Below are 20,741 nucleotides of genomic sequence, written 5' to 3'. Positions count from 1 at the left end.
ACGGTTCTCGCAATGTACTTGGGCAATAGAGCAGAACACGCTCATTCCTAATTTGTTGCGGCTAGTTGCCCAACCTAACACCGGAGGTTACTCAAGATGTCAGTAGAAAACGTACTTGCGCTGATCCAGGAAAACGAAGTTAAGTTTGTTGACCTACGCTTTACCGATACCAAAGGTAAAGAGCAGCACATCTCTATCCCTGCCCACCAGATCGATGCTGACTTCTTCGAAGAAGGTAAGATGTTCGACGGCTCTTCTGTTGCTGGTTGGAAAGGTATCAACGAATCAGATATGGTGATGATGCCAGACGCAGCGAGCGCGGTATTAGACCCGTTCACCGAAGATGCAACCCTGAACATCCGCTGTGACATCCTAGAGCCTGCTACCATGCAAGGCTACGACCGTGACCCACGCTCTATTGCCAAGCGTGCTGAAGATTTCATGCGCTCAACCGGCATTGCCGACACCGTGCTAGTCGGCCCTGAGCCAGAGTTCTTCCTATTCGACGACGTGAAGTTCGCAACCGACATGTCAGGTTCTTTCTTCAAGATCGACGACGTAGAAGCCGCTTGGAACACAGGTTCTGATTTCGAAGGCGGTAACAAAGGCCACCGTCCAGGTGTTAAAGGCGGTTACTTCCCAGTCGCGCCAGTTGATTCATCACAAGATATCCGTTCTGCCATGTGTCTCATCATGGAAGAGATGGGCCTAGTTGTTGAAGCGCACCACCACGAAGTAGCGACTGCGGGCCAGAACGAAATCGCAACCCGCTTCAACACGCTGACCACCAAAGCCGACGAAATCCAAGTATACAAGTACGTAGTGCACAACGTTGCTCACGCATTTGGCAAGACAGCCACCTTCATGCCTAAACCACTAGTCGGCGACAACGGCTCAGGTATGCACGTTCACCAGTCTCTGGCGAAAGACGGTGTTAACCTATTCGCTGGCGACAAGTACGGCGGCCTGTCTGAAATGGCACTTTACTACATCGGTGGTATCATCAAGCACGCACGTGCAATCAATGCTTTTGCTAACCCAGCAACAAACTCGTACAAACGTCTTGTTCCAGGTTTCGAAGCACCCGTTATGCTGGCTTACTCAGCTCGTAACCGCTCTGCTTCTATCCGTATCCCAGTGGTACCAAGCCCGAAAGCACGCCGTATCGAAGTTCGCTTCGGTGATCCAGCAGCGAACCCATACCTGGCTTTCGCAGCCATGCTAATGGCAGGTCTTGACGGTATCCAGAACAAGATCCACCCAGGCGAAGCAATGGACAAAGACCTGTACGACCTACCAGCAGAAGAAGCAGCAGAAATCCCAACGGTTGCTGAATCTCTACAAGGTGCACTGCAGGCACTTGACGAGGACCGTGAGTTCCTAACAGCGGGTGGCGTATTCTCTGACGACTTTATCGATTCATACATCGGCCTGAAATCTCAGGATGTCGAGAAAATCAACATGACCACGCACCCACTAGAGTTCGAACTGTACTACTCAGTTTAAGTAACTGATAAACAAGTCGTCATAATAGATTTAGGCCAGCTTCACAAGCTGGCCTTTTTGATCTTGTCCGCCTCTCTGATGCTGCTAACAATAACCGCAACACCCACAACCCAATAGCACACCATGTACGGGAACCCACATGTATTCGCGGCTTTTTTAGCGGCTATGGCCACGCTCCCCTCCACCACGTCGGCCTCCCAAATCTATACCTGGCAGGACGAAGCCGGTACCCTCCACTTTTCCGATCAGCCCCACCCCGGCGCCTCGGCGATCTACATCCAGCCGCCAGAAGTATCCTCCCCGCCCCAGCCTGACATAATCGATACCGAGATAAACGCCGAGCAACAGCCAAGCGACGCTATCCAACCCGCGCCAACCATAACACTCGCCAACCCGACCCATCAGCAAACCCTGCGTGACAACCAAGGTAACATTACGGTAACCGCGGTCGCCAGCCGTAAGCTCAACCAAGGCCACAGCGCCCAGTTGCGCCTTGATGGTGAGGTATATGGGCGGCCTCAGGCCCTGCTGACCTGGCCCCTCACCAATATAGATCGCGGCAGCCATACCCTGCAGGTCGATTTACTCAAACACGGCAAGGTTATTGCATCATCTGAAGAAATTACTGTCTTCTTGCACCGTGCCCGTATCAACCAACGCCCGGCACCACACCCAGTGCCCAAATAACAGGCGTTCACCATTTTTTCGTTCACGATCCCAGACAGACAGGCTACACTTGATTGCACCAATATGGTGCATTTGCAGTTCAATGCACCATGATGAACTGCACCAACAAGGATGGTAATTGTGACGGCTGACTTTTCTTCCCTGATCCTCGACAACCAAGTCACGGCAATCGTGTTGCTCGATGAGTCGCTGACCATACGCTACGTCAACCCGGCTGCTGAGCAGCTGTTGTCGTTCAGCAAGCGCCGGCTCAACAACACTCGCTTCCCGGATCTGCTCCAGCACACCTCGCTGGACTTAACCCTGCTCCCCGAAACGCTGCAAAGTGGGCAAGGACTGGCCGACAGCGACGTGACGTTTGTCATCGACGGCCGCCACCACACCCTGGAGCTCAATGCCAGCCCGCTGTCGTGGCAGCGCGAGCTATTGATCCTGCTAGAGCTAAAACCGATTGACCAGCAGCGCCGGATCAGCCAGGAGCTCAGCCAGCACGCCCAGCAGCAAGCCGCCAAGGAATTGGTACGCGGGCTGGCCCATGAAATAAAGAACCCACTCGGCGGCCTGCGCGGTGCCGCCCAGCTACTGGAGAAAACCCTGCCCGACCCGAGCTATACCGAATACACCCAGATGATCATCGAGCAGGCCGACCGGCTGCGCAACCTGGTCGATCGCCTGCTCGGGCCGCAGCGTCCCGGCAACCGCCAGAAAGACAACATCCACGTGGTGCTAGAAAAAGTCCGCCAGCTGATCAGTATCGACTGCGGCGAGAATATCCAGCTGCACCGCGACTACGATCCCAGCCTGCCCGACTTCACTATGGATGCCGAGCAGCTGGAGCAGGCGATCCTCAATATTGTCAGTAATGCGTCACTGGCTCTCAAGCAGCACGGCGGCGGTAATATCACCCTCAAAACCCGCACCGCCCACCAGGCGCTGATCCACGGCAAACGCTATCGGGTGGCCGCCAAGATCGACATTATCGACGATGGCCCCGGGATCCCGAGCGATATTCAGGACACCTTGTTCTACCCCATGGTCACCGGGCGCGAAGGCGGCACCGGACTCGGGCTGTCCATTGCACAGAACCTGGTCGACCAGCACCAAGGCAAGATAGAAGTCGTAAGCTGGCTGGGCCATACCAAATTCACCTTGTATTTACCGATTATGTAGAGGATTCACCATGAGCAAAGGACTAATTTGGGTCGTTGATGACGACAGCTCAATCCGCTGGGTGCTGGAGCGGACCCTCAATGCAGCCGGACTAAAATGTGAAACCTTCGCCAATGCCGATAGCGTGGTCGAAGCCCTGGAGCGCAGCGTACCCGACGTGCTGGTCTCCGATATCCGCATGCCGGGGATGGATGGCTTTTCGTTGCTCAAGGTGCTGCAGGCCGATTACCCGACCCTACCGGTCATCATCATGACCGCCCATTCCGATCTCGATGCCGCGGTGAACGCCTACCAGGAGGGAGCCTTCGAATACCTACCCAAACCATTCGATATCGATGAGGCCGTGAGCCTGGTCGAACGTGCCGTCACCCACAGTCAGGAGCAAAAACGCCAGCAGCAGCCGGAGACAATAGAAAAGAATGCCCCGGAGATCATCGGCGAGGCCCCCGCTATGCAGGAGGTATTCCGGGCCATCGGCCGTCTGTCCCGCTCTTCAATATCGGTCCTGATCAACGGTGAGTCCGGTACCGGTAAAGAGCTGGTTGCCCATGCGCTGCACCGCCACAGCCCGCGCAGCCACAAGGAGTTCATTGCCCTCAATATGGCGGCAATCCCCAAAGACCTGATCGAATCGGAACTGTTCGGCCATGAGAAAGGCGCCTTTACCGGTGCCAATAATGTCCGCCAGGGCCGTTTCGAGCAGGCCAACGGCGGCACCCTGTTCCTTGATGAAATCGGTGATATGCCGCTGGATATCCAGACCCGCTTGTTGAGGGTGCTGGCTGACGGCCAGTTCTACCGGGTCGGCGGCCACTCGCCGGTCAATGTCGATGTCCGGATCATTGCCGCCACCCACCAGAACCTCGAACGCCTGGTGGCCGACGGGGACTTCCGCGAAGATCTGTTCCACCGTCTCAACGTGATCCGGGTCCACCTACCAGCGCTCAAAGACCGCCGCCAAGACATCCCGCAGCTGACCCGACACTTTCTCAAGCGCGCTTCCGACGAGCTGGGAGTCGAGGTAAAAACCCTCCACCCGGATACCGAGGAGGCCCTGACGGTGCTGGACTGGCCGGGCAATGTTCGCCAGCTGGAAAACACCTGTCGTTGGCTTACCGTCATGGCCAGCGGCAAAGAGATTCTGCCGGCCGACTTACCGCCGGAACTACTTGCCCCAAGCCAACCGCAAGCCAGCGAAGGCGGCCATCAGCATTGGCACCATGCATTGGAAAAATGGGCCTTCGACAACCTCCGCCAGGGCCACCAGAACCTGCTGGGTGAGGCATTACCGGAGTTTGAGAAAATCCTGCTGGAAGCCGCACTGGAACACACCCACGGCCACAAGCAGGAAGCGGCCCGCCTACTGGGCTGGGGGCGCAATACCCTAACCCGCAAACTTAAAGAGCTCAATGTCGTGACCGACTAGTTCGCTTTTTGTGCGGAAGGACATTCACCCACACATTGAATTTCTTTCCGCACAATACAAAACGCTAAAGCCGAGGCACTAGACAGTCGCAGCGGAAATTAAATCGCAGTCACTGGCCATTTTTTGACCTACCCCCATTCCATCTTCGTTCGTTTTGCGTACAATACCCCCCGACTTCAGCCTCCCCTGAAGCCACACCACACAATGCAACATAACACCAAGAACACAGTGGGAACCCCACCATGCTGGATAGTATCTTTTCATTCAGCGTGGCAATGCCTGCTGTCAGCGAAATCGCAGCCAATGGCCCGGGCCATTTTGCTGCCGGGATCCTGGCACTGATTGCCGCGGTGAACATGTTTAACGGCTGATCACTTAGCTTAGTCGATACCAAAAAGCCCCCGAGCCATTACAGCTCGAGGGCTTTTTGTTTATTTGTGCGATGCAACCAGTACGGCGCGGGGTTAAATCACCCGAGAGAACTGCTGCTGGCGGGCACGGTGGCGCAGGTACTTATCAAAGCTCATACAGATATTGCGGATCAGCAATCGACCTTTTGGCACGACATCAATCGCGGTATCGCTCACCTCAACCAGCCCATCGGTAATGAAGGTCTGTAGCAACTCGATATCTTCGGCAAAGTAGCTATCGAACTCGATACCAAACTGCTGCTCAATCGCTGTTTTATCCAAATGGAAGTTACAGATCAGAGATTTGATCACCTCACGGCGCAGCAGGTCATCATCGTCCAGCGAGACCCCTTTCCACAGCGCTTCGCGCTTTTCGCCGACACTGGCGTAGTATTGCTTCAGCTCCTTCTGATTCTGGGCGTAGCAATTACCAATCATCGAAATTGCCGATACCCCCAACCCAAGCAGATCACAGTCCCCCTGGGTGGTATAGCCCTGGAAGTTACGGTGCAGGATCCCTTCGCGCTGGGCAACCGCCAGTTCATCTTCCGGCAGGGCAAAATGATCCATCCCGATAAACTGGTAGCCGTCACCGGTCAGAGTGGCGATGGTCTGCTGCAAGATGGTCAGCTTCTCGTTGGCCTGCGGCAGATCCGCCTCCTTGATTTTACGCTGGGCAGCGAACAGCTTTGGCATATGGGCGTAGTTGAAAATAGACAAACGGCCCGGGCGCATAGTCAGCACCTGCTCCAGTGTCTGGGCAAACAACTCTGGGTTCTGCTTTGGCAATCCGTAGATCAAATCCAGGTTAGTCGAACGGAAACCCAAGTCGCGGGCACGCTCTACCATGGCAAAGATAAACGCCTCATCCTGCTCGCGGTTAACCAACTTCTGGACTTCCTTATTGAAGTCTTGCACCCCGATACTCAGGCGGTTGAATCCCTCGCTACGCAGGTGATCTAGCATATCGAGCTCAATTTCACGCGGGTCAACCTCGATGCTGATCTCGGCATCAGGCGCAAAGGTAAACTGGTCACGCAGCAATCCCATCAAGCGGCTCACCTGCGGCTTGGTCAGGAACGTCGGCGTACCACCACCCCAGTGCAACTGGCTGACCGTTCGCTCGCCCAGCAGCGCCGCGCGTTGACGGATCTCCTGCTCCAGCGCATCAAGGTACTGATCGGCCTTATGCTGGTGGCGGGTGATAATTTTATTACAGCCACAGTAATAGCACAGCTTGTGGCAGAACGGGATATGAACATACAACGACAGGTTGCGCTCAGGATACTGGGCGCACGCCATGTCAAATTCCGCGGACGTGAATGCTTCGTGAAACTCCAACGCTGTCGGGTAAGAGGTATAGCGCGGCCCCGAATAGTTATATTTTTCGATTAGGGCCTGATCCCAAATAATCTGCTCATTTGACATGACTTACTTCCACTAAATTTAGAGGGGAGAAAAATATTGGCCGCCCAGTGTGACACAACTTGGTTAAGATGTAGATAGAAGATAACTAAACTGCCAAGCCGATCAATTTTCCCCTGCCTCTGAGTATAGACAGGGGAAAACAGCTACTGGTATCAAGCGGCAGGCTTGGCCGCCAAGATCAAGTCCAGCTCAGACTTGATAGTATCTAGCAGGCGGGCTTCGGCCTTCATCCTGACCAAATCCAGTTGCATCCGCTCTTGCTTGGCCAGGGTCTTGCGCTGCTCACCGCGAGGCATGTCCTTCACCACCTGATATAACTCGTGCATCGCCGGGTACTGGCTGGCAAAGTCAACCTGATGATCGCCCTGCAGGACTTCCATCAGTTTGTACAGGCGGATGGCAATTTCTGACATATCGCACTCATCCTGCTTACCGGCTTGGGCGATGATCAAGACGCTTTCCATGATGTTGGCATTGCGCTGCTTGATCCCTTCCTCCTGCTGACGCTGGGCGCGAGCAAGAAACGCCTTGTGGCGCTGGGTCTGCTGGTAGAGTTTATACAACAAATAGCCGGCATAGCTTGCCAGTACCGCAACAATCAGGCCGGCCAGTCCTAGCCACAATGTCATATCCTGCAAGGCTTACTCCTTGTCGAAATCGTCGTAGTCCATGTTTTCGAACTGATCGAGCAAATCGTCATCGGAACGAGGACCGCGAGTCGCTACCTCTTCCATCTCCGGCTCGTCGTCGTCCAGCAAACCTAGCTGGTTCATCAGCTGCTCGATACGGTCCAGCTTCTGGTCAACTTGCTTCTGCAGGCCTGCGCCCAGTTTCTCACCGGCCTCAATGCGATCTAGCAGTACCATTAGCTGGGCATCATTTTCCAGCATCTGCAGCTCCTGCTCGGCGCTCATGCGACGCTGCTGCTTGGTCATCGGCTTCTTCGGCTCGACAATCAATGGGATCGCTTTCTTGCTGCCATGGCGTGGATCTTTACGCTGGGCGGCTTTGCGGGCATCTTCTGGCGTTACCATAGAGTGGCGGCTACCAGATTTAAGGCCTTTGCGCTTGCGATCTTTCTTACGCTGCAGACCATCAAGATCGTGCTGGGTGCGGGTCTTTACGGTGACTACCTGATCGGACATCCCGGTAGTACGGCTTCTTTTCTTACGGGTCATTACTGGGTTTTCCTCAGCAAAATTACATCATTCCCGACAAATTCCACCGCCAGGCTATCTCGTTGGGCCAGGTAGTGGAATGTTTCGCGGCTAAAAAAGCTCACGTGGGTCGGATCGTTCTTGTAATGCCATTGCGCAAAGGCATCTGCATCTCGTGCCAGTTTGGTCATCAGGCCCAGCCAACCACCGGGCTTTACCATACCAACCAGCTGCCCCCACTCCTTCGCAGGCGTATAAAAGTGTTCGATCGCTTCCGTACAGGTCACAAAGTCGTATTGTGTCTCCAGCACGGCCGGCTTATCGGCAAAGTACGGATCATAGACCGCCATCTTGTGACCGGCTTCGGCCAGCATCAGCGACAGAGTCGGGCCGGGGCCGCAGCCAAAATCCAAACCGCGGCGCGGCGAGCTGCCGAGACGTTCCATCAGCGGATCGGCCAGCCGGGCGAGAAAACGCCGGTAGCCTAAGTCTTCCGGGTTATTCTCATGCAAATCATAGTGCGCTTTCTCTTCTTGCGGCGACAATCTCGACTCGGGATCGGCAAAAATCAAGGCGCACTCCCCACAGCGGAAATAGTGCCGGCGCCGATCTTCAAAAAACGGCGTAATGCTTTGGCTCTGGCACAACGGACATGGGGCCATCTTCGCTCTCCTGTTAACTTTATCGCACAGGGCATTGCCGCGGCGCTCAATGAAGCCGGGTATAATAGCAGATTTGATGGAGAAATGTGCACTACTAAGGTTGGCACGGCAAGTGGCGGAAAAGAAAAAAGCGACAGGTCGGGTGACCTGTCGCTCTGTGGGGTCGCCATTGCTGGCTATATCCTGTCTAGTCTGTCCTTAACCAGTTAGTAACATCCCGGTCTGACAATATCCTTTTGTTATTATTGCTTCCGTGCCAACTTGTTGTTCTTCATCATCCTGATGTGTTTTTTCCGTCCTTGAACGGTGATCCCTGTCTGTACGGCTATCCTTAACCGGCTTTTCCATTAGCATGTTGCCATCTGGCAACCAGTTCACCATCCGTGTGTGCACCCCGTCCCTAGAATGCTGATTCCTTTGTTGTGTTTTCTTTTCCGTAAGGGTCTTTCCTGACAGTCCTTACCACATCTTGCGGTCTACCCGGCTCCTTGCCGGACATCCTGTATTCCTTCAGGCACCTTGCCCATGCCATCAATGGCGCTTTCCTTCCTGTGTCCACTCCCTGTCGACACCGCATACTCTACGCCAATCTGCATCTGAAACAATCCCGCCCAGACGGATGCATCACCTGTAAGTTAATTTCAATAACAGCAAGATTCTGTTTTATATATACTTTAAGGCTATAGCTATTGACAATTTCATCAACATCGACCGGTACGAATGGTCGATCTCTCACAACAGAACAAGCATTTGGCGTGTCTTGGCCAAAAACTGTTATTTTCTTGCAATCGGCTCGCTGTGTGGCCCGCAATAAAAAAGGCAGCCGAAGCTGCCCTTTCTCTCCACCGACTGGAAGCCAGGCTGAAGGAAAATTTAGTGCAATCCGCCCACGTACTGTGACAAAGCGGCAATTTCGTCGTCAGTAAGCTTGGCTGCCACTGCACGCATCATGGCGTTCATATCATTGCCACGCTGGCCATCGCGGAATTTCTCCAGCTGAAGCTTAACGTATTCGGCATTCTGGCCAGAGATTTTAGGGAAACCTGACAGGCTGGTGCCGTTCCCCCGCGGACCGTGACACGCCGTACATGCCGTAACGCCGCGCTCGGCATCACCGAAGCGGTATAGGGTTTGGCCGATTTCAATCGATGCCTCGGGCGTGGTGCTATCGGAGATCGGTAGTGAAGCGTAGTAAGCGGCCAGATCAGCCATATCCTGCTCGGTCAGCGGCATCGCCATCCCGCCCATCACAGGGTCGTTACGCCCCTGGGCACCACCGGTGCTCATCGCAAGTTTGAAATCCTTGAGCTGTTTTTCAAGATAGCCTGCATGCTGACCGGCAATCTTCGGGTATTGCGCCATTATACTATTGCCATCTGCCCCATGGCAGGCGGCACATGTCGCGGCTTTCACCTTTCCGGCTTCTGCGTCTCCCTGGGCCCAGGCTGAGCAACTGGCCAGCAGAGTCAATATCAGTGCTAATTTCTTCATGACATTCCGTTTATAATTATTGAGCTTCCAGTACCACAAGTAATGCTCAGTGACATGGTATACAATGCGACCACTAACCGAGCTCGGTTTTCGTATATTTTACACAATTTCACATAAAAGTAATCAGTCGACTACATCAAGACTTGACGGAGTTAACAGTGAATCAACCTCTCAACTATAGAAACACAGGATTTATCACAAGTGCACCTACAATCCGACACTTGCCAAACGACACAGGCGTTGAGATCGCATTTGCTGGCCGCTCCAATGCAGGTAAGTCGAGTGCCCTAAACCGCATCACCGACCAAAAGAGTCTGGCCCGAACGTCAAAAACACCGGGACGTACCCAGCTGATCAACATGTTCGAGGTCATCCCCGGCTGTAACTTGATTGACCTGCCGGGCTATGGTTATGCCCAGGTGCCGCTGGAAATGAAACTGAAGTGGCAGGAGTCGTTGGGCGAGTACCTGCAAAAGCGTGAATGCCTGCAGGGACTGGTTGTACTGATGGATATCCGCCACCCGCTCAAAGATCTGGATCAGCAAATGATCATGTGGGCAATCGAGAGCCGCCTGCCGGTACTGGTCCTGCTGACCAAGGCCGACAAGCTCAAGAGCGGTGCCCGCAAGCAGCAGCTAATGAAGGTACGCGACAGCGTCAAGGCATTCGGGGGCGACGTGCAAGTTGAGGCCTTCTCGTCACTCAAAGGGATCGGGGTGGATCAGGTTCGCCGCAAACTCGATGACTGGTTTGCCCCCGAGCTCGAGCGCCAGCTGGCGATGCTCGACGAAGACGAGGCGCAAGACGAGGAATAAGCGCTCCGGCATCAAAGCTCCCGCACCGGGGGCTTTTTTTTTGCCCCGCCACCAGCAAGCTTCACTGACCACAAATATAAAAATACCCCACCAGCAAGGCGGGGCAATGGGAGAGAAATAGGAGGTTTTTATATTTGTCCCGAAAGCATCAGTGATTTCCCCTACCAACGCAAGTTTTTTCTCCCGTAATTGTGCCTACCGCAACACCTAATCACAGGTTATGTCTTGGTTTCCTGTTGCTAACATCTCATTTTAAGCGCTTGGGGAAGATTTGCGGGAAAGGTTGTTTTTTATCAAAAATAAAGACATCTTAGGCTCAGCCTAAACATCCTAAAATGGAATAAAATTACAGTTTGATGACAGGGCGGGTAAAAAAAAGCCACCCCAAATCCAGGATGGCGATTTCATGTATTTGTTGGCTAGCCGGCTTCGCACCCACTACCGAAAACAAATATGAACAAGAAGCAAACAAGAGTATAGCGAGACGAATAAGAAAATTAAAGTAATTACTCTAAAATTTTCGTGTGGAAAAATTCAGCAAACAGATCAAACTCTGGCAACAAAACCTTCCAGTACAAACATTCGGTATATAAATAGATGAGTAGGCAGGCAATCAGCGCCAATATGAGCAAAATATGAACGGGGATATTCGGAAGAATGGATTTTCGGCACCACAATAAAAAACGCCCTGGTCAAATGACCAGGGCGGCTGAATCAGCCAAATCCAATAACGTGAAACAAAAGGTCTGAAAGATAGAACATCTTACCTCTGTACCCTACGGCTCTAACTGTATATCAATTGCTCAGCGTTGAAAAGTCTTTTTGTAGTTTTTTTTCAGAAGCTCGTAAGTAATTTCTAAATCTCGTAGGTGGCTGAGCAGATAATTTCAGCAAAAAAATAGCCAGCATAGCTGGCTATTTTTACCTGTTTAACGATTCACGGGCTGAATTAGTGCGCCTGATCCCAGTTATCCCCGATCCCGGCATCCGCAATCAGCGGAACAGCCAATTCGGCGGCAGATTCCATCAAGCGGCGGACTTCAGCAGAAACGTTGTCAACCTCCGACTCCTGTACCTCAAATACAAGTTCGTCATGAACTTGCATCAGTAGGCGGACCCGGCCTTCCGGCTGCAGGCCAACCCACTCATCGACCATCACCATCGCCCGCTTGATAATATCGGCAGCGGTACCCTGCATCGGGGCATTAATCGCAGCACGCTCTGCCGCTTTGCGTCGCATGCCGTTTCGCGACTTGATATCAGGCAGATGCAAACGACGACCAAACAGGGTTTCGACATACCCTTGCTCGCTGGCTTGGTTGCGGGTGCTTTCCATGTATTCCAGCACACCCGGGTAGCGCTCGAAGTACACATTCATGTAATCCTGCGCTTCGTTACGGCCCATATCCAGCTGCTTGGCCAGACCGAAGGCACTCATGCCGTAAATCAGACCGAAGTTAATCGCCTTGGCACGGCGGCGCTGCTCGCTGGTAACGGATTCAAGCGGGATCCCCAAAATCTCGGCAGCGGTCGCAGCATGGATATCCTTACCGTGGTTAAAGGCATCTAGCAGAGCCTGATCACCCGACAGGTGCGCCATGATACGCAGCTCAATCTGCGAGTAGTCGACCGCCAGTACCTTGTAGCCGGTCGGTGCAATAAAGGCTTGGCGAATACGACGCCCCTCATCGTTTCGAACCGGAATGTTCTGCAGGTTAGGATCACTTGATGACAAGCGCCCCGTCGCGGTCACGGCCTGATGATAAGAAGTATGGACGCGGCCTGTCGCCGGGTTCACCATCTTCGGAAGCTTGTCGGTATAGGTCGACTTCAGTTTCGCCAGACTACGATATTCCAAGATCAGTTTCGGCAACGGGTAATCCAGCGCCAACTCCTGCAGTACCTCTTCATTGGTCGACGGGGTACCCGATGGGGTTTTCTTCAGTACCGGCAGACCCATTTTCTCAAACAGGATAGCCTGAAGCTGCTTCGGCGAACTCAGGTTGAACTCCTCGCCTGCAACTTCAAAAGCTTGCTTTTCGAGTTCATCAAGGCGCGCGGCAATCTCGGTCGACTGCGCACCAAGCAGCATGCTGTCAATCAGCACCCCGGTACGTTCCATGCGCGACAAGACCGGCACCAGCGGCATTTCAATATCTTCGAATACCGACTTCAGCTTCTCATCAGCATTTACTTTTTCAACCAGTACGTTATGCAGGCGCAGGGTAATGTCGGCATCTTCTGCTGCATAAGGGCCAGCCTGTTCCAGATCGATCTGGTTGAAGGTCAGCTGCTTCTTGCCCTTGCCGGCAATATCTTCGAAGCTGATGGTCTTGTGTTCAAGGTAGCGCAGCGACAGGCTGTCCATGTCATGGCGGCCCACCACGCTGTTGAACACGTAAGACTCCAGCATGGTATCGAAGCGGATCCCCTGCATCTCAATACCGTAGCGGGCAAGAATACTGGCATCGAACTTGAGATTCTGGCCAACCTTGTCTTTGCTTGGATCTTCCAGCAATGGCTTGAGCTGGGCCAGCACCCAGTCACGGTTAAGCTGAGCCGGGGCATCCAGGTAGTCGTGGGCAACCGGCACATAAGCCGCTTTGCCTTCTTCGACCGCAAACGACACGCCAATCAGGTTGGCTGTCATATAATCCAAGCCGTCGGTCTCAGTATCAAACGCAACGACCTCTGCTGCACTCAGCTTTTCCAGCCACTGGCTGAATACCGCCTCATCCAACACCGTTTCGTAGCCACTGCGGTCAATTACAGGGGCGACCGGCTTGGCTGCTGCCGGCGCGGCTGATTTTTCATCGGCCACAATGCGGCCATCACTGCCATCAAGCATTTCAGCCAGCCAGCGACGGAACTGCAACTGGCCAAACAGCTTGGTCAGCTCGTCAGTGTCAGGGGTGGTCTTCACCAGCTGATCCGGGGTGACATCGAGCTCGACATCGAGTTTGATGGTGGCTAGCTCGTAAGACAGGTACGCCGCGTCTTTATGCTCAAGCAGCTTTTTCGGCATGGTTTTCGAGCCACGGAAACCCAGCGCCGGAATATCGTCAAGATTGGCATACAGGGCATCCAGGCCGCCGATCCCGGTCAGCAGGGCCTTGGCCGTCTTCTCGCCGACACCCGGCACGCCCGGGATGTTATCCACCTTATCCCCCATCAGGGCAAGGTAGTCGATAATCAGCTCAGGGCCGATACCAAATTTATCAACCACCCCGGCCGGATCCATCACCACGTCGGTCATGGTGTTGATCAAGGTAATGTTCTGATCAACCAGCTGGGCCATATCTTTATCACCGGTACTAATCAACACCGGCATGCCGGCTTTCGAAGCCTGGCAGGCCAAGGTACCAATCACGTCATCAGCTTCCACCCCGGAAATCGAAATCAGCGGCAGGCCCATGGCCTTGATAACGGCATGAAGCGGCTCGATCTGCGAGCGAAGATCATCCGGCATCGGCGGACGGTTAGCCTTATATTCCGGATACATCTCATCTCGGAATGTTTTTCCTTTCGCATCAAAGATGACGGCAATGTGCTCGGTGGAAAACTGACGCAACATACTGCGCAGCATGTTCACCACACCATAAACCGCACCGGTAGGCTCACCGTCTGAATTAGTGAAGTTAGGCGCAGCATGGTAGGCACGATAAAGATAAGATGATCCATCAATCAGAATAAGTGGATTTTCTGGGATAGTTGCCATAAAGATATTCTTATATCCGGGGGATGAAAGAGTTAGGTCACTAGGATGCCATGACTACCATCAACTGTTAACTGCTGTTTTCCATTTCGCGCCCCAAATCTGTGGATAAGTTTGTTGGTAGTTCATTTTAAAGCTTTGATCAATGTTTAAAACGGCAAAAAACACAGCAAAAAACACCATACACAACAAAGACTTAAATTAATATTGCTCAATTGATCCACGATCCTACAATGATCATTAATTGTGGAAAAAGTTAACAGCTCGTACTGAAATAAGATGAACTGAGAGTAAAAGTAGACAAATCTGATGATAAAGGGAGCCATTATGAAGAAAATCGCGGTTATTTTGAGCGGGTCGGGAGTGTTTGACGGTACAGAAATCCACGAAGCCGTCCTTTCCCTGCTGGCGATTGAGCAGGAAGGAGCCAGCTGGCATTGCTTTGCTCCGAATATGGATCAGCACCATGTGATTAACCACCTAACCGGCGAAGAAATGGCAGAGTCACGGAATGTTTTGATCGAAGCTGCCCGGATCGCCCGCGGCCAAATTGCCGATCTGGCGACTCTGGATCCGAGCCACTATGATGCCCTGCTGATCCCCGGCGGCTTCGGGGCGGCCAAAAACCTGTCGACCTTTGCCTTCAAGGGACCCGATTGTGCCGTCCACCCCGAAGTCAAACGGGTATGCCAGCAGTTTGCCGAAGAAGAAAAGCCCGCCGGTTACCTGTGCATCGCCCCAGCCATGATCCCGCTGATCTATGGCCCTGGAGCCAAAGGGACGATTGGGACCGATCCGGATACCGCCAAGGCCTTCAACCAAATGGGCGGTGAACACATCAAGTGCCCGGTCAGCGACTACGTACTGGATCAAAAACGCCGCTTGCTGACAACCCCTGCCTATATGCTGGCCGGCAGTATTTCCGAAGCCGCTGAGGGGATCAACAAACTGGTCAAAGAGTTAGTCAAGATTGCCTGAGCCGGTTTCCACCAGGCCATAGGCAAAGAAAAAGCGGCACTACTTTCCGCAATCAATACCCGGAAGTAGTTGCCGCTCAGCACAAGGGGAAAAGGATTCTAGCCCTACACTAAAAACCCACCCTAGCTAAAGTACACTGGAAGCAATGTGAGCAATGTCGTGCCTTCAGGCAAGAACCGTCGCCGTTCTGGGCTGTTCTTGCTGAGTGCAAGTTAATAATAACCATTCTCATTTGAGATGCAAGCATTTTATTGAGAGTTATTGTCATTTAGTTGTTTGACGAAATGCAGACGATAATCTTCTATTCCCTCTTTCTTCTCCAGATGCTCAACCTGGTAGCCATTTCTCAATAGCAAACGCAGCATGGCGGGGAAACGGTTACGGGATTTCACCCTCAGCTGCTGGTAGCCTTGTGCTACCACCCACTCTTCCTGCGCTTCGAGCAGGGCCTGAGCCACCCCACCACGGCGGCCTGCCGGCGCCACACCGCCCAGCCAGCTGTAAAAGCAGTCTTCCGACAGCTGATAGCCGATTTTTACCCCGACCATTTCGTCATTAATCTCGGCCACCAAAATCAGGACTCGGTGGCCACGGAGTCTTTCCTTGATGTCTTCCTCTGATGCAGGGCGGGCAAACTCAGTAATGGCGGCCAACACTGTGGCCGCTTCTTCAATACTGGCCTCACGGATATGCATACTTCCTCCTGTATACCAAGCTGGATAGCGGTCTGGCATATCAATTAGCTTGAAATTAATAAGGCCAGCAATGCTGGCCTTAGACTGAGCTTATTATGGTGCGAAACCCGATGAAGGGAAAGCTAGGCCCTCTGAGTATTGGGCGCTTGGCGTTCACTGTCCGGCTGCACGGCTGGCAGGGTCGTCAGTTTACGGATCAGGTAGTTAAGCAGCACACCATACATCGGGACAAACAGGCCAAGGCTGATCAGCAGTTTAAAGCCGTAGTCCACCAGCGCGATCTCAACCCAGTTCGCCGCCATAAACGGATCCGGGCTGTTGTAGAACGCAATCGAGAAGAAGGCCAGGGTATCGAGGGCATTCCCAAACAAGGTCGAGCAGCTCGGGGCCACCCACCACTGCTTGGTCTGGCGCAAGCGGTTAAACACCGACACATCCATGATCTGGCCCAGCAAGTAAGCCATGAAGCTGGCAATCGCGATCCGCGCGACGAACAGGTTGAACTCACCGAGGTGGCCGATCCCCTGATACTCGCCCTGATAGAACAGGACCGATAGCACATAGGAAATCAGCAGCGCCGGCAACATGACCCGCAAGATGATCTGCCTAGCCATGGCCGCCCCGAAAATGCGCACCGTCAAGTCAGTCGCCAAAAAGATAAACGGGAAGGTAAAGGCGCCCCATGTCGTATGGAAACCCATCACGGTAAAAGGAAGCTGAACCAGGTAGTTGCTCGATGCGATGATCAGCAGGTGGAAAACCACCAAGAAAGAAAGGGCCTTACGCTGCTGCGCAGGCGAAAATTGAGAAGTCGTCATTGTCAGACCTTTTTGTCATTGGGGGAGAGGGAACCCAAAACACCACCGCCAGCTCTCACACTGCCGGTAGCAACCGAAGCCGGCGATTATATACCCAAGCCATATATTGTGGCTAGGAAATACAGCACGCCAACGCTTTGCCTGGCGCCTCAGCCTTTTCCGAGTAGCCCGGCGAGAAAACGCATTGTTTCTTCCGCTTCACTGTCGAGCCCTTCCAGCCACATCTGGCCACTGTAGTGCTCGCCCTTTAGCAACATCCGGCAGCCTTCAAAATCCACCAGCCATACATGCAAGTCGGCGTTGGCCTCCTTTTCCACCACCGTCATTCCAAGCTGCTGCAACAACGTCTCAGCAACGACTGCGAAATTATCATAGTCGAAATCGGGCCCGTCGATCTCAAGCAGCCTAGCGGCATGATCCATATGGCGGCACCCATAGAGCGGGATTCCTGTCATGGCACTGTATTCCTTTCAGTAATGGGAGGCTGCAGAAATTTTCCTGTAACCAATTGTTTCTGTGAGTATCAACCAATAACCAGCCTCTAGCCAAGGGGCGAGGTTCGTGGTTTTATGAAGTGGTTGCCGGCGGGGGAGACCCTGTCGGCAGCCGGTGAATTTAACATTCTCACCAAATACGCAAGCTGTTTTGTAGCGAACAGTGCATGCCGGGGCCAAGCCCCTGTCTGTATCTAAAACGCATTTTGTACCGGACGCGGATTGTCCGGTATTTTTTTATCTCGCCGATTTGCCTACCCGATCCCAAATCCGACGTCTTCTCCCGCCGTCAGGTGATCTTCGATCAACCCCAGGAAAGCATTGCCGTATTTCTCCAGCTTACGATGCCCCACCCCGTTGACCGCCAGCAGTTCGCCCGCTGAGGTCGGCAGGCGCTCGGCCATCTCCATCAGACTGGCATCATTGAAGACCACATAAGGTGGTAAATCCTCTTCGTCAGCAATGGCCTTGCGCAGTTTGCGCAGCTTGGCAAACAGCTTCTTGTCGTACTGACGATTGGCCAGCTTATCGCTCTTGGCACTGCGGGCCGCAATATCCAGCCTTGGAACCGCCAGCTCGAGTGGCACCTCGCCACGCAGGACATCCCGCGCCTTGGCGGTCAGCTGCAGTATCGAGCTGCGGACGATATTCTGGGTCAAGAAGCCGCGGTGGATAAGCTGGCGCAAGATGCTGACCCAAAACTCGTGGCTGTGTTCGCGGCCGATCCCGTAGGTGCTCAGCTTATCGTGGCCATGCTCGCGGATACGCTGGTTCTGCATACCGCGCAGCACTTCCACCACATGAGTAATACCAAAGCTCTGGTTGACCCGGTACACGCAGGACAGCGCCTTCTGCGCCACCTCAAGGGCATCGAAGTGCTTGGGTGGGTCGAGGCAGACATCGCAGTTGCCGCAGGGCTCTTCCCGCGCTTCACCAAAATAGTTGAGCAGTACCTGGCGGCGGCAGGTCTGAGCCTCGGCAAATGCCCCCATGGCATTGAGCTTGTGGCTCTCCACCAGCTTCTGCGGACCCTCTTCCTTTTCATCCAGGCAGCGGCGCAACCAGGCCAAATCGGATGGGTCGTAGAACAGGATGGCCTCGGCGGGCAGACCGTCCCGTCCAGCCCGCCCGGTTTCCTGATAGTAGGACTCGATATTGCGCGGAATATCATAATGGACCACAAAGCGCACGTTGGGCTTGTTGATCCCCATACCAAAGGCCACGGTCGCCACCACGATCTGCACATCATCACGCTGGAACGCTTCCTGTACCCATGCCCGCTCGTCATGCTCCAGCCCGGCGTGGTAGGCCGCCGCACGGATCCCGCTCTCGTTGAGCTTTTCGCTGATTTGCTCCACCCGCTTGCGGCTGTTGCAGTAGACAATCCCACACTGACCGCGCATCCCGGACAGGTAGCGAGTCAGCTGGGCCATCGGCTTGTATTTTTCCTGCAGGGTGTAGCGGATATTCGGCCGGTCGAAGCTGCCGAGATAGGTATGCTGCTCCTGAAGTGCCAAACGGGCAACGATATCCTGCCGCGTGGTCTCATCCGCCGTGGCCGTCAGGGCAATCACCGGGACATCAGGGAAGGCCTGGCGCAAACTGCCGATGGCCGCATATTCCGGCCTGAAGTCATGGCCCCACTGCGAAATGCAGTGCGCTTCATCCACCGCAATCATGCTGAGCGGCAAACAAGCCAGACGTTCGGAAAAATCGCGACTGAGCAAACGCTCAGGAGAAACATAGACCAGCTTCAACTGATCTTGAGCCATCGCCTGAAAAGTCTCCTGCATCGCTTCCCACGACATGGTGGAGTTAATACAGGCCGCGGCCACCCCGTTGGCCTTAAGCTGGTCAACTTGATCTTTCATCAAGGAAATCAATGGGGACACCACTAAGCTCAGGCCGTCTCGCAGCAAAGCCGGGATCTGGTAGCACAGCGACTTACCGCCGCCTGTCGGCATGATCACCAGACAATCCTGGCCGGATACCGCCGCCTCGATAACAGGCTGCTGGCCCTCCCGGAATTCCTGATAGCCAAAGACCTCCTGCAGTACCTGGTCACAGGTCATTGGGCTATCGGTCTGGCTCGGCTGGCTTGCTGGCATAACGTTCTCATTGGCACTGGTGGCCCAAAGCGGGGCACCTGAATATGGACAAGGCTGGCTATTCTATACCATTCAAATCGCCGATGGGAGTCACTCCCCAGCCCGATACATTAGCCCGCCTTCGCACCATGGCTGTAGAGGAAAAAGGCAATAGTATTGAGATCGATCACGATTTATACTGCCCTTGCATAGACAACTGAATATTTATTTCTCCCCAGCCTGCTCGGCACCAACTTTTCAGGTAACCATGGAAGCGCAAAATACCCAGACCCAGCGTGGCGTCATACTCGCCCTATCGGCCTACACCATGTGGGGGATCGCCCCTATCTATTTCAAATCCCTCCAGCATGTCGGTGCGATGGAAATTCTCAGCCACCGGGTGATCTGGTCGTTTGGCTTTCTTGCCTTGTTGCTGATACTCAGCAAGGGCTGGGGGCAAGTCCGTGCCGTATTGGGTCGGCCGAAAGTCTTGATACTACTGCTGGCGACCTCGCTGCTGGTCGGAGGCAACTGGCTGATTTTCATCTGGGCGGTCAACAACAACTACATGCTGGATGCTAGCCTGGGCTATTACATCAACCCACTGCTCAATGTCCTGCTCGGAATGATGTTTCTCGGGGAGCGCCTGCGCCCGCTGCAATGGGTTGCGGTGGCACTGGCAGCCACCGGTGTTGCGGTCCAGCTGATCCAGTTCGGCTCATTGCCATGGATTGCCCTCGCGCTGGCCGCCAGCTTCGGCCTCTACGGCCTGCTGCGCAAGAAGGTCAACCTCGATGCCGCGACCGGACTGTTCATGGAAACCAGCCTGTTGCTACCTCTGGCGCTCGGTTATGTCTTTTTGTTTGCCAACAGTGCCACCTCAGACTGGTCGGCCAACCCGATGAATACCAACTTGCTGCTGATGGCAGCAGGCATTGTCACCACCCTGCCACTGCTGTGTTTTACCGGTGCCGCGACCAAACTCAAGCTCTCAACCCTGGGCTTTTTCCAGTACATCGGCCCGAGCCTGATGTTCCTGTTGGCGATCACTATTTACGGCGAAAGCTTTACGGCCGACAAGGGCTATACCTTTGCCTTTATCTGGGCGGCACTGATCATTTTCAGCTTCGAAGGCCTGCGCAACCACCGCAGCAATAAAAGGCAAGCCGCCGTCAGCTAGGTTGGCAGCGAAAAAAGTGGGG

19 protein-coding genes are annotated in these 20,741 nt (G+C 53.9%); 8 read left to right on the top strand and 11 right to left on the bottom strand.

All coding sequences use genetic code 11. The features are described 5' to 3' along the window. The first annotated feature begins 96 nt into the window (after positions 1–96). From glnA to C9J03_RS27110, 5 genes are all read left to right on the top strand, one after another. Entirely contained in the window at positions 97–1,506 is a 1,410-nt protein-coding gene (gene glnA, locus C9J03_RS17955; RefSeq protein WP_044622134.1) for a glutamate--ammonia ligase, read from the top strand. 123 nt (positions 1,507–1,629) lie between these two features. Beyond that, the gene (locus C9J03_RS17950; RefSeq protein ID WP_044622135.1) at positions 1,630–2,193 is read left to right on the top strand and encodes a DUF4124 domain-containing protein; all 564 of its coding nucleotides are present in this window, start codon (positions 1,630–1,632) and stop codon (positions 2,191–2,193) included. Positions 2,194–2,313: 120 nt separating this feature from the next. After that, complete coding sequence (gene glnL, locus C9J03_RS17945) at positions 2,314–3,363, top strand: nitrogen regulation protein NR(II) (RefSeq protein WP_044622136.1); 1,050 nt, start codon at positions 2,314–2,316, stop codon at positions 3,361–3,363. A gap of 10 nt (positions 3,364–3,373) precedes the next feature. Further along, entirely contained in the window at positions 3,374–4,789 is a 1,416-nt protein-coding gene (glnG, locus tag C9J03_RS17940) for a nitrogen regulation protein NR(I) (protein ID WP_039466933.1), read from the top strand. 242 nt (positions 4,790–5,031) lie between these two features. Next, entirely contained in the window at positions 5,032–5,160 is a 129-nt protein-coding gene (locus C9J03_RS27110) for a hypothetical protein (protein WP_269431121.1), read from the top strand. A gap of 93 nt (positions 5,161–5,253) precedes the next feature. On the opposite strand, the gene hemN is transcribed toward C9J03_RS27110, so the two are convergent. The 5 genes from hemN to C9J03_RS17910 all read right to left on the bottom strand — a co-directional run bounded on the left by hemN (position 5,254) and on the right by C9J03_RS17910 (position 9,937). Then, on the bottom strand, positions 5,254–6,627 hold the full coding sequence (gene hemN / locus C9J03_RS17935) for an oxygen-independent coproporphyrinogen III oxidase (RefSeq protein ID WP_044622137.1): 1,374 nt from the start codon (positions 6,625–6,627) through the stop codon (positions 5,254–5,256). Between the two features lie 152 nt (positions 6,628–6,779). Next, positions 6,780–7,256 carry a DUF2489 domain-containing protein gene (locus C9J03_RS17930; RefSeq protein ID WP_044624340.1) on the bottom strand — a complete coding sequence of 159 codons (477 nt, stop codon included), beginning with the start codon at positions 7,254–7,256 and terminating at the stop codon, positions 6,780–6,782. Positions 7,257–7,268: 12 nt separating this feature from the next. Beyond that, entirely contained in the window at positions 7,269–7,805 is a 537-nt protein-coding gene (yihI, locus tag C9J03_RS17925; RefSeq protein ID WP_039466939.1) for a Der GTPase-activating protein YihI, read from the bottom strand. Beyond that, entirely contained in the window at positions 7,805–8,446 is a 642-nt protein-coding gene (locus C9J03_RS17920) for a class I SAM-dependent methyltransferase (RefSeq protein ID WP_044622138.1), read from the bottom strand. The genes yihI and C9J03_RS17920 overlap by 1 nt, the downstream gene beginning before the upstream one ends. Before the next feature lie 873 nt (positions 8,447–9,319). Next, entirely contained in the window at positions 9,320–9,937 is a 618-nt protein-coding gene (locus tag C9J03_RS17910) for a c-type cytochrome (RefSeq protein WP_039466947.1), read from the bottom strand. A gap of 158 nt (positions 9,938–10,095) precedes the next feature. Between C9J03_RS17910 and yihA the strand changes: the two genes are divergently transcribed. Then, complete coding sequence (gene yihA, locus C9J03_RS17905; protein ID WP_039466950.1) at positions 10,096–10,752, top strand: ribosome biogenesis GTP-binding protein YihA/YsxC; 657 nt, start codon at positions 10,096–10,098, stop codon at positions 10,750–10,752. A 714-nt stretch (positions 10,753–11,466) separates the two neighbouring features. On the opposite strand, the gene spfP is transcribed toward yihA, so the two are convergent. Together spfP and polA are read right to left on the bottom strand one after the other, a co-directional pair. Further along, the gene (spfP, locus tag C9J03_RS27345) at positions 11,467–11,514 is read right to left on the bottom strand and encodes a small protein SpfP (RefSeq protein WP_438616993.1); all 48 of its coding nucleotides are present in this window, start codon (positions 11,512–11,514) and stop codon (positions 11,467–11,469) included. A 187-nt stretch (positions 11,515–11,701) separates the two neighbouring features. Beyond that, a complete protein-coding gene (gene polA, locus C9J03_RS17900) occupies positions 11,702–14,470 on the bottom strand; it encodes a DNA polymerase I (RefSeq protein WP_044622139.1) in 2,769 nt (922 codons plus the stop codon). A 324-nt stretch (positions 14,471–14,794) separates the two neighbouring features. Between polA and elbB the strand changes: the two genes are divergently transcribed. Beyond that, positions 14,795–15,445, top strand: coding sequence for an isoprenoid biosynthesis glyoxalase ElbB (gene elbB / locus C9J03_RS17895; protein WP_044622140.1), 651 nt, complete (start codon positions 14,795–14,797; stop codon positions 15,443–15,445). A gap of 248 nt (positions 15,446–15,693) precedes the next feature. Here the strand turns inward: elbB and C9J03_RS17890 are convergent, their stop codons facing one another. The 4 genes from C9J03_RS17890 to recQ all read right to left on the bottom strand — a co-directional run bounded on the left by C9J03_RS17890 (position 15,694) and on the right by recQ (position 19,560). Next, positions 15,694–16,140 (bottom strand): GNAT family N-acetyltransferase, encoded by a 447-nt coding sequence (locus C9J03_RS17890; RefSeq protein ID WP_044622141.1) that lies wholly within the window; start codon positions 16,138–16,140, stop codon positions 15,694–15,696. 122 nt (positions 16,141–16,262) lie between these two features. Continuing rightward, positions 16,263–16,958, bottom strand: coding sequence for a 7-cyano-7-deazaguanine/7-aminomethyl-7-deazaguanine transporter (locus C9J03_RS17885; RefSeq protein ID WP_044622142.1), 696 nt, complete (start codon positions 16,956–16,958; stop codon positions 16,263–16,265). 149 nt (positions 16,959–17,107) lie between these two features. Then, positions 17,108–17,413 (bottom strand): DUF3630 family protein, encoded by a 306-nt coding sequence (locus C9J03_RS17880; protein WP_044622143.1) that lies wholly within the window; start codon positions 17,411–17,413, stop codon positions 17,108–17,110. Between the two features lie 293 nt (positions 17,414–17,706). Continuing rightward, on the bottom strand, positions 17,707–19,560 hold the full coding sequence (recQ, locus tag C9J03_RS17875) for an ATP-dependent DNA helicase RecQ (protein ID WP_044622144.1): 1,854 nt from the start codon (positions 19,558–19,560) through the stop codon (positions 17,707–17,709). A 247-nt stretch (positions 19,561–19,807) separates the two neighbouring features. Between recQ and rarD the strand changes: the two genes are divergently transcribed. Further along, complete coding sequence (gene rarD / locus C9J03_RS17870) at positions 19,808–20,719, top strand: EamA family transporter RarD (protein WP_044622145.1); 912 nt, start codon at positions 19,808–19,810, stop codon at positions 20,717–20,719. Positions 20,720–20,741 lie beyond the last annotated feature (22 nt).

It is taken from the genome of Photobacterium gaetbulicola, from assembly GCF_003025515.1.
Taxonomy (GTDB): domain Bacteria; phylum Pseudomonadota; class Gammaproteobacteria; order Enterobacterales; family Vibrionaceae; genus Photobacterium; species Photobacterium gaetbulicola.
Note: the sequence above shows the minus strand (reverse complement) of the source record. Positions and strands in the feature narration are given on the sequence as shown.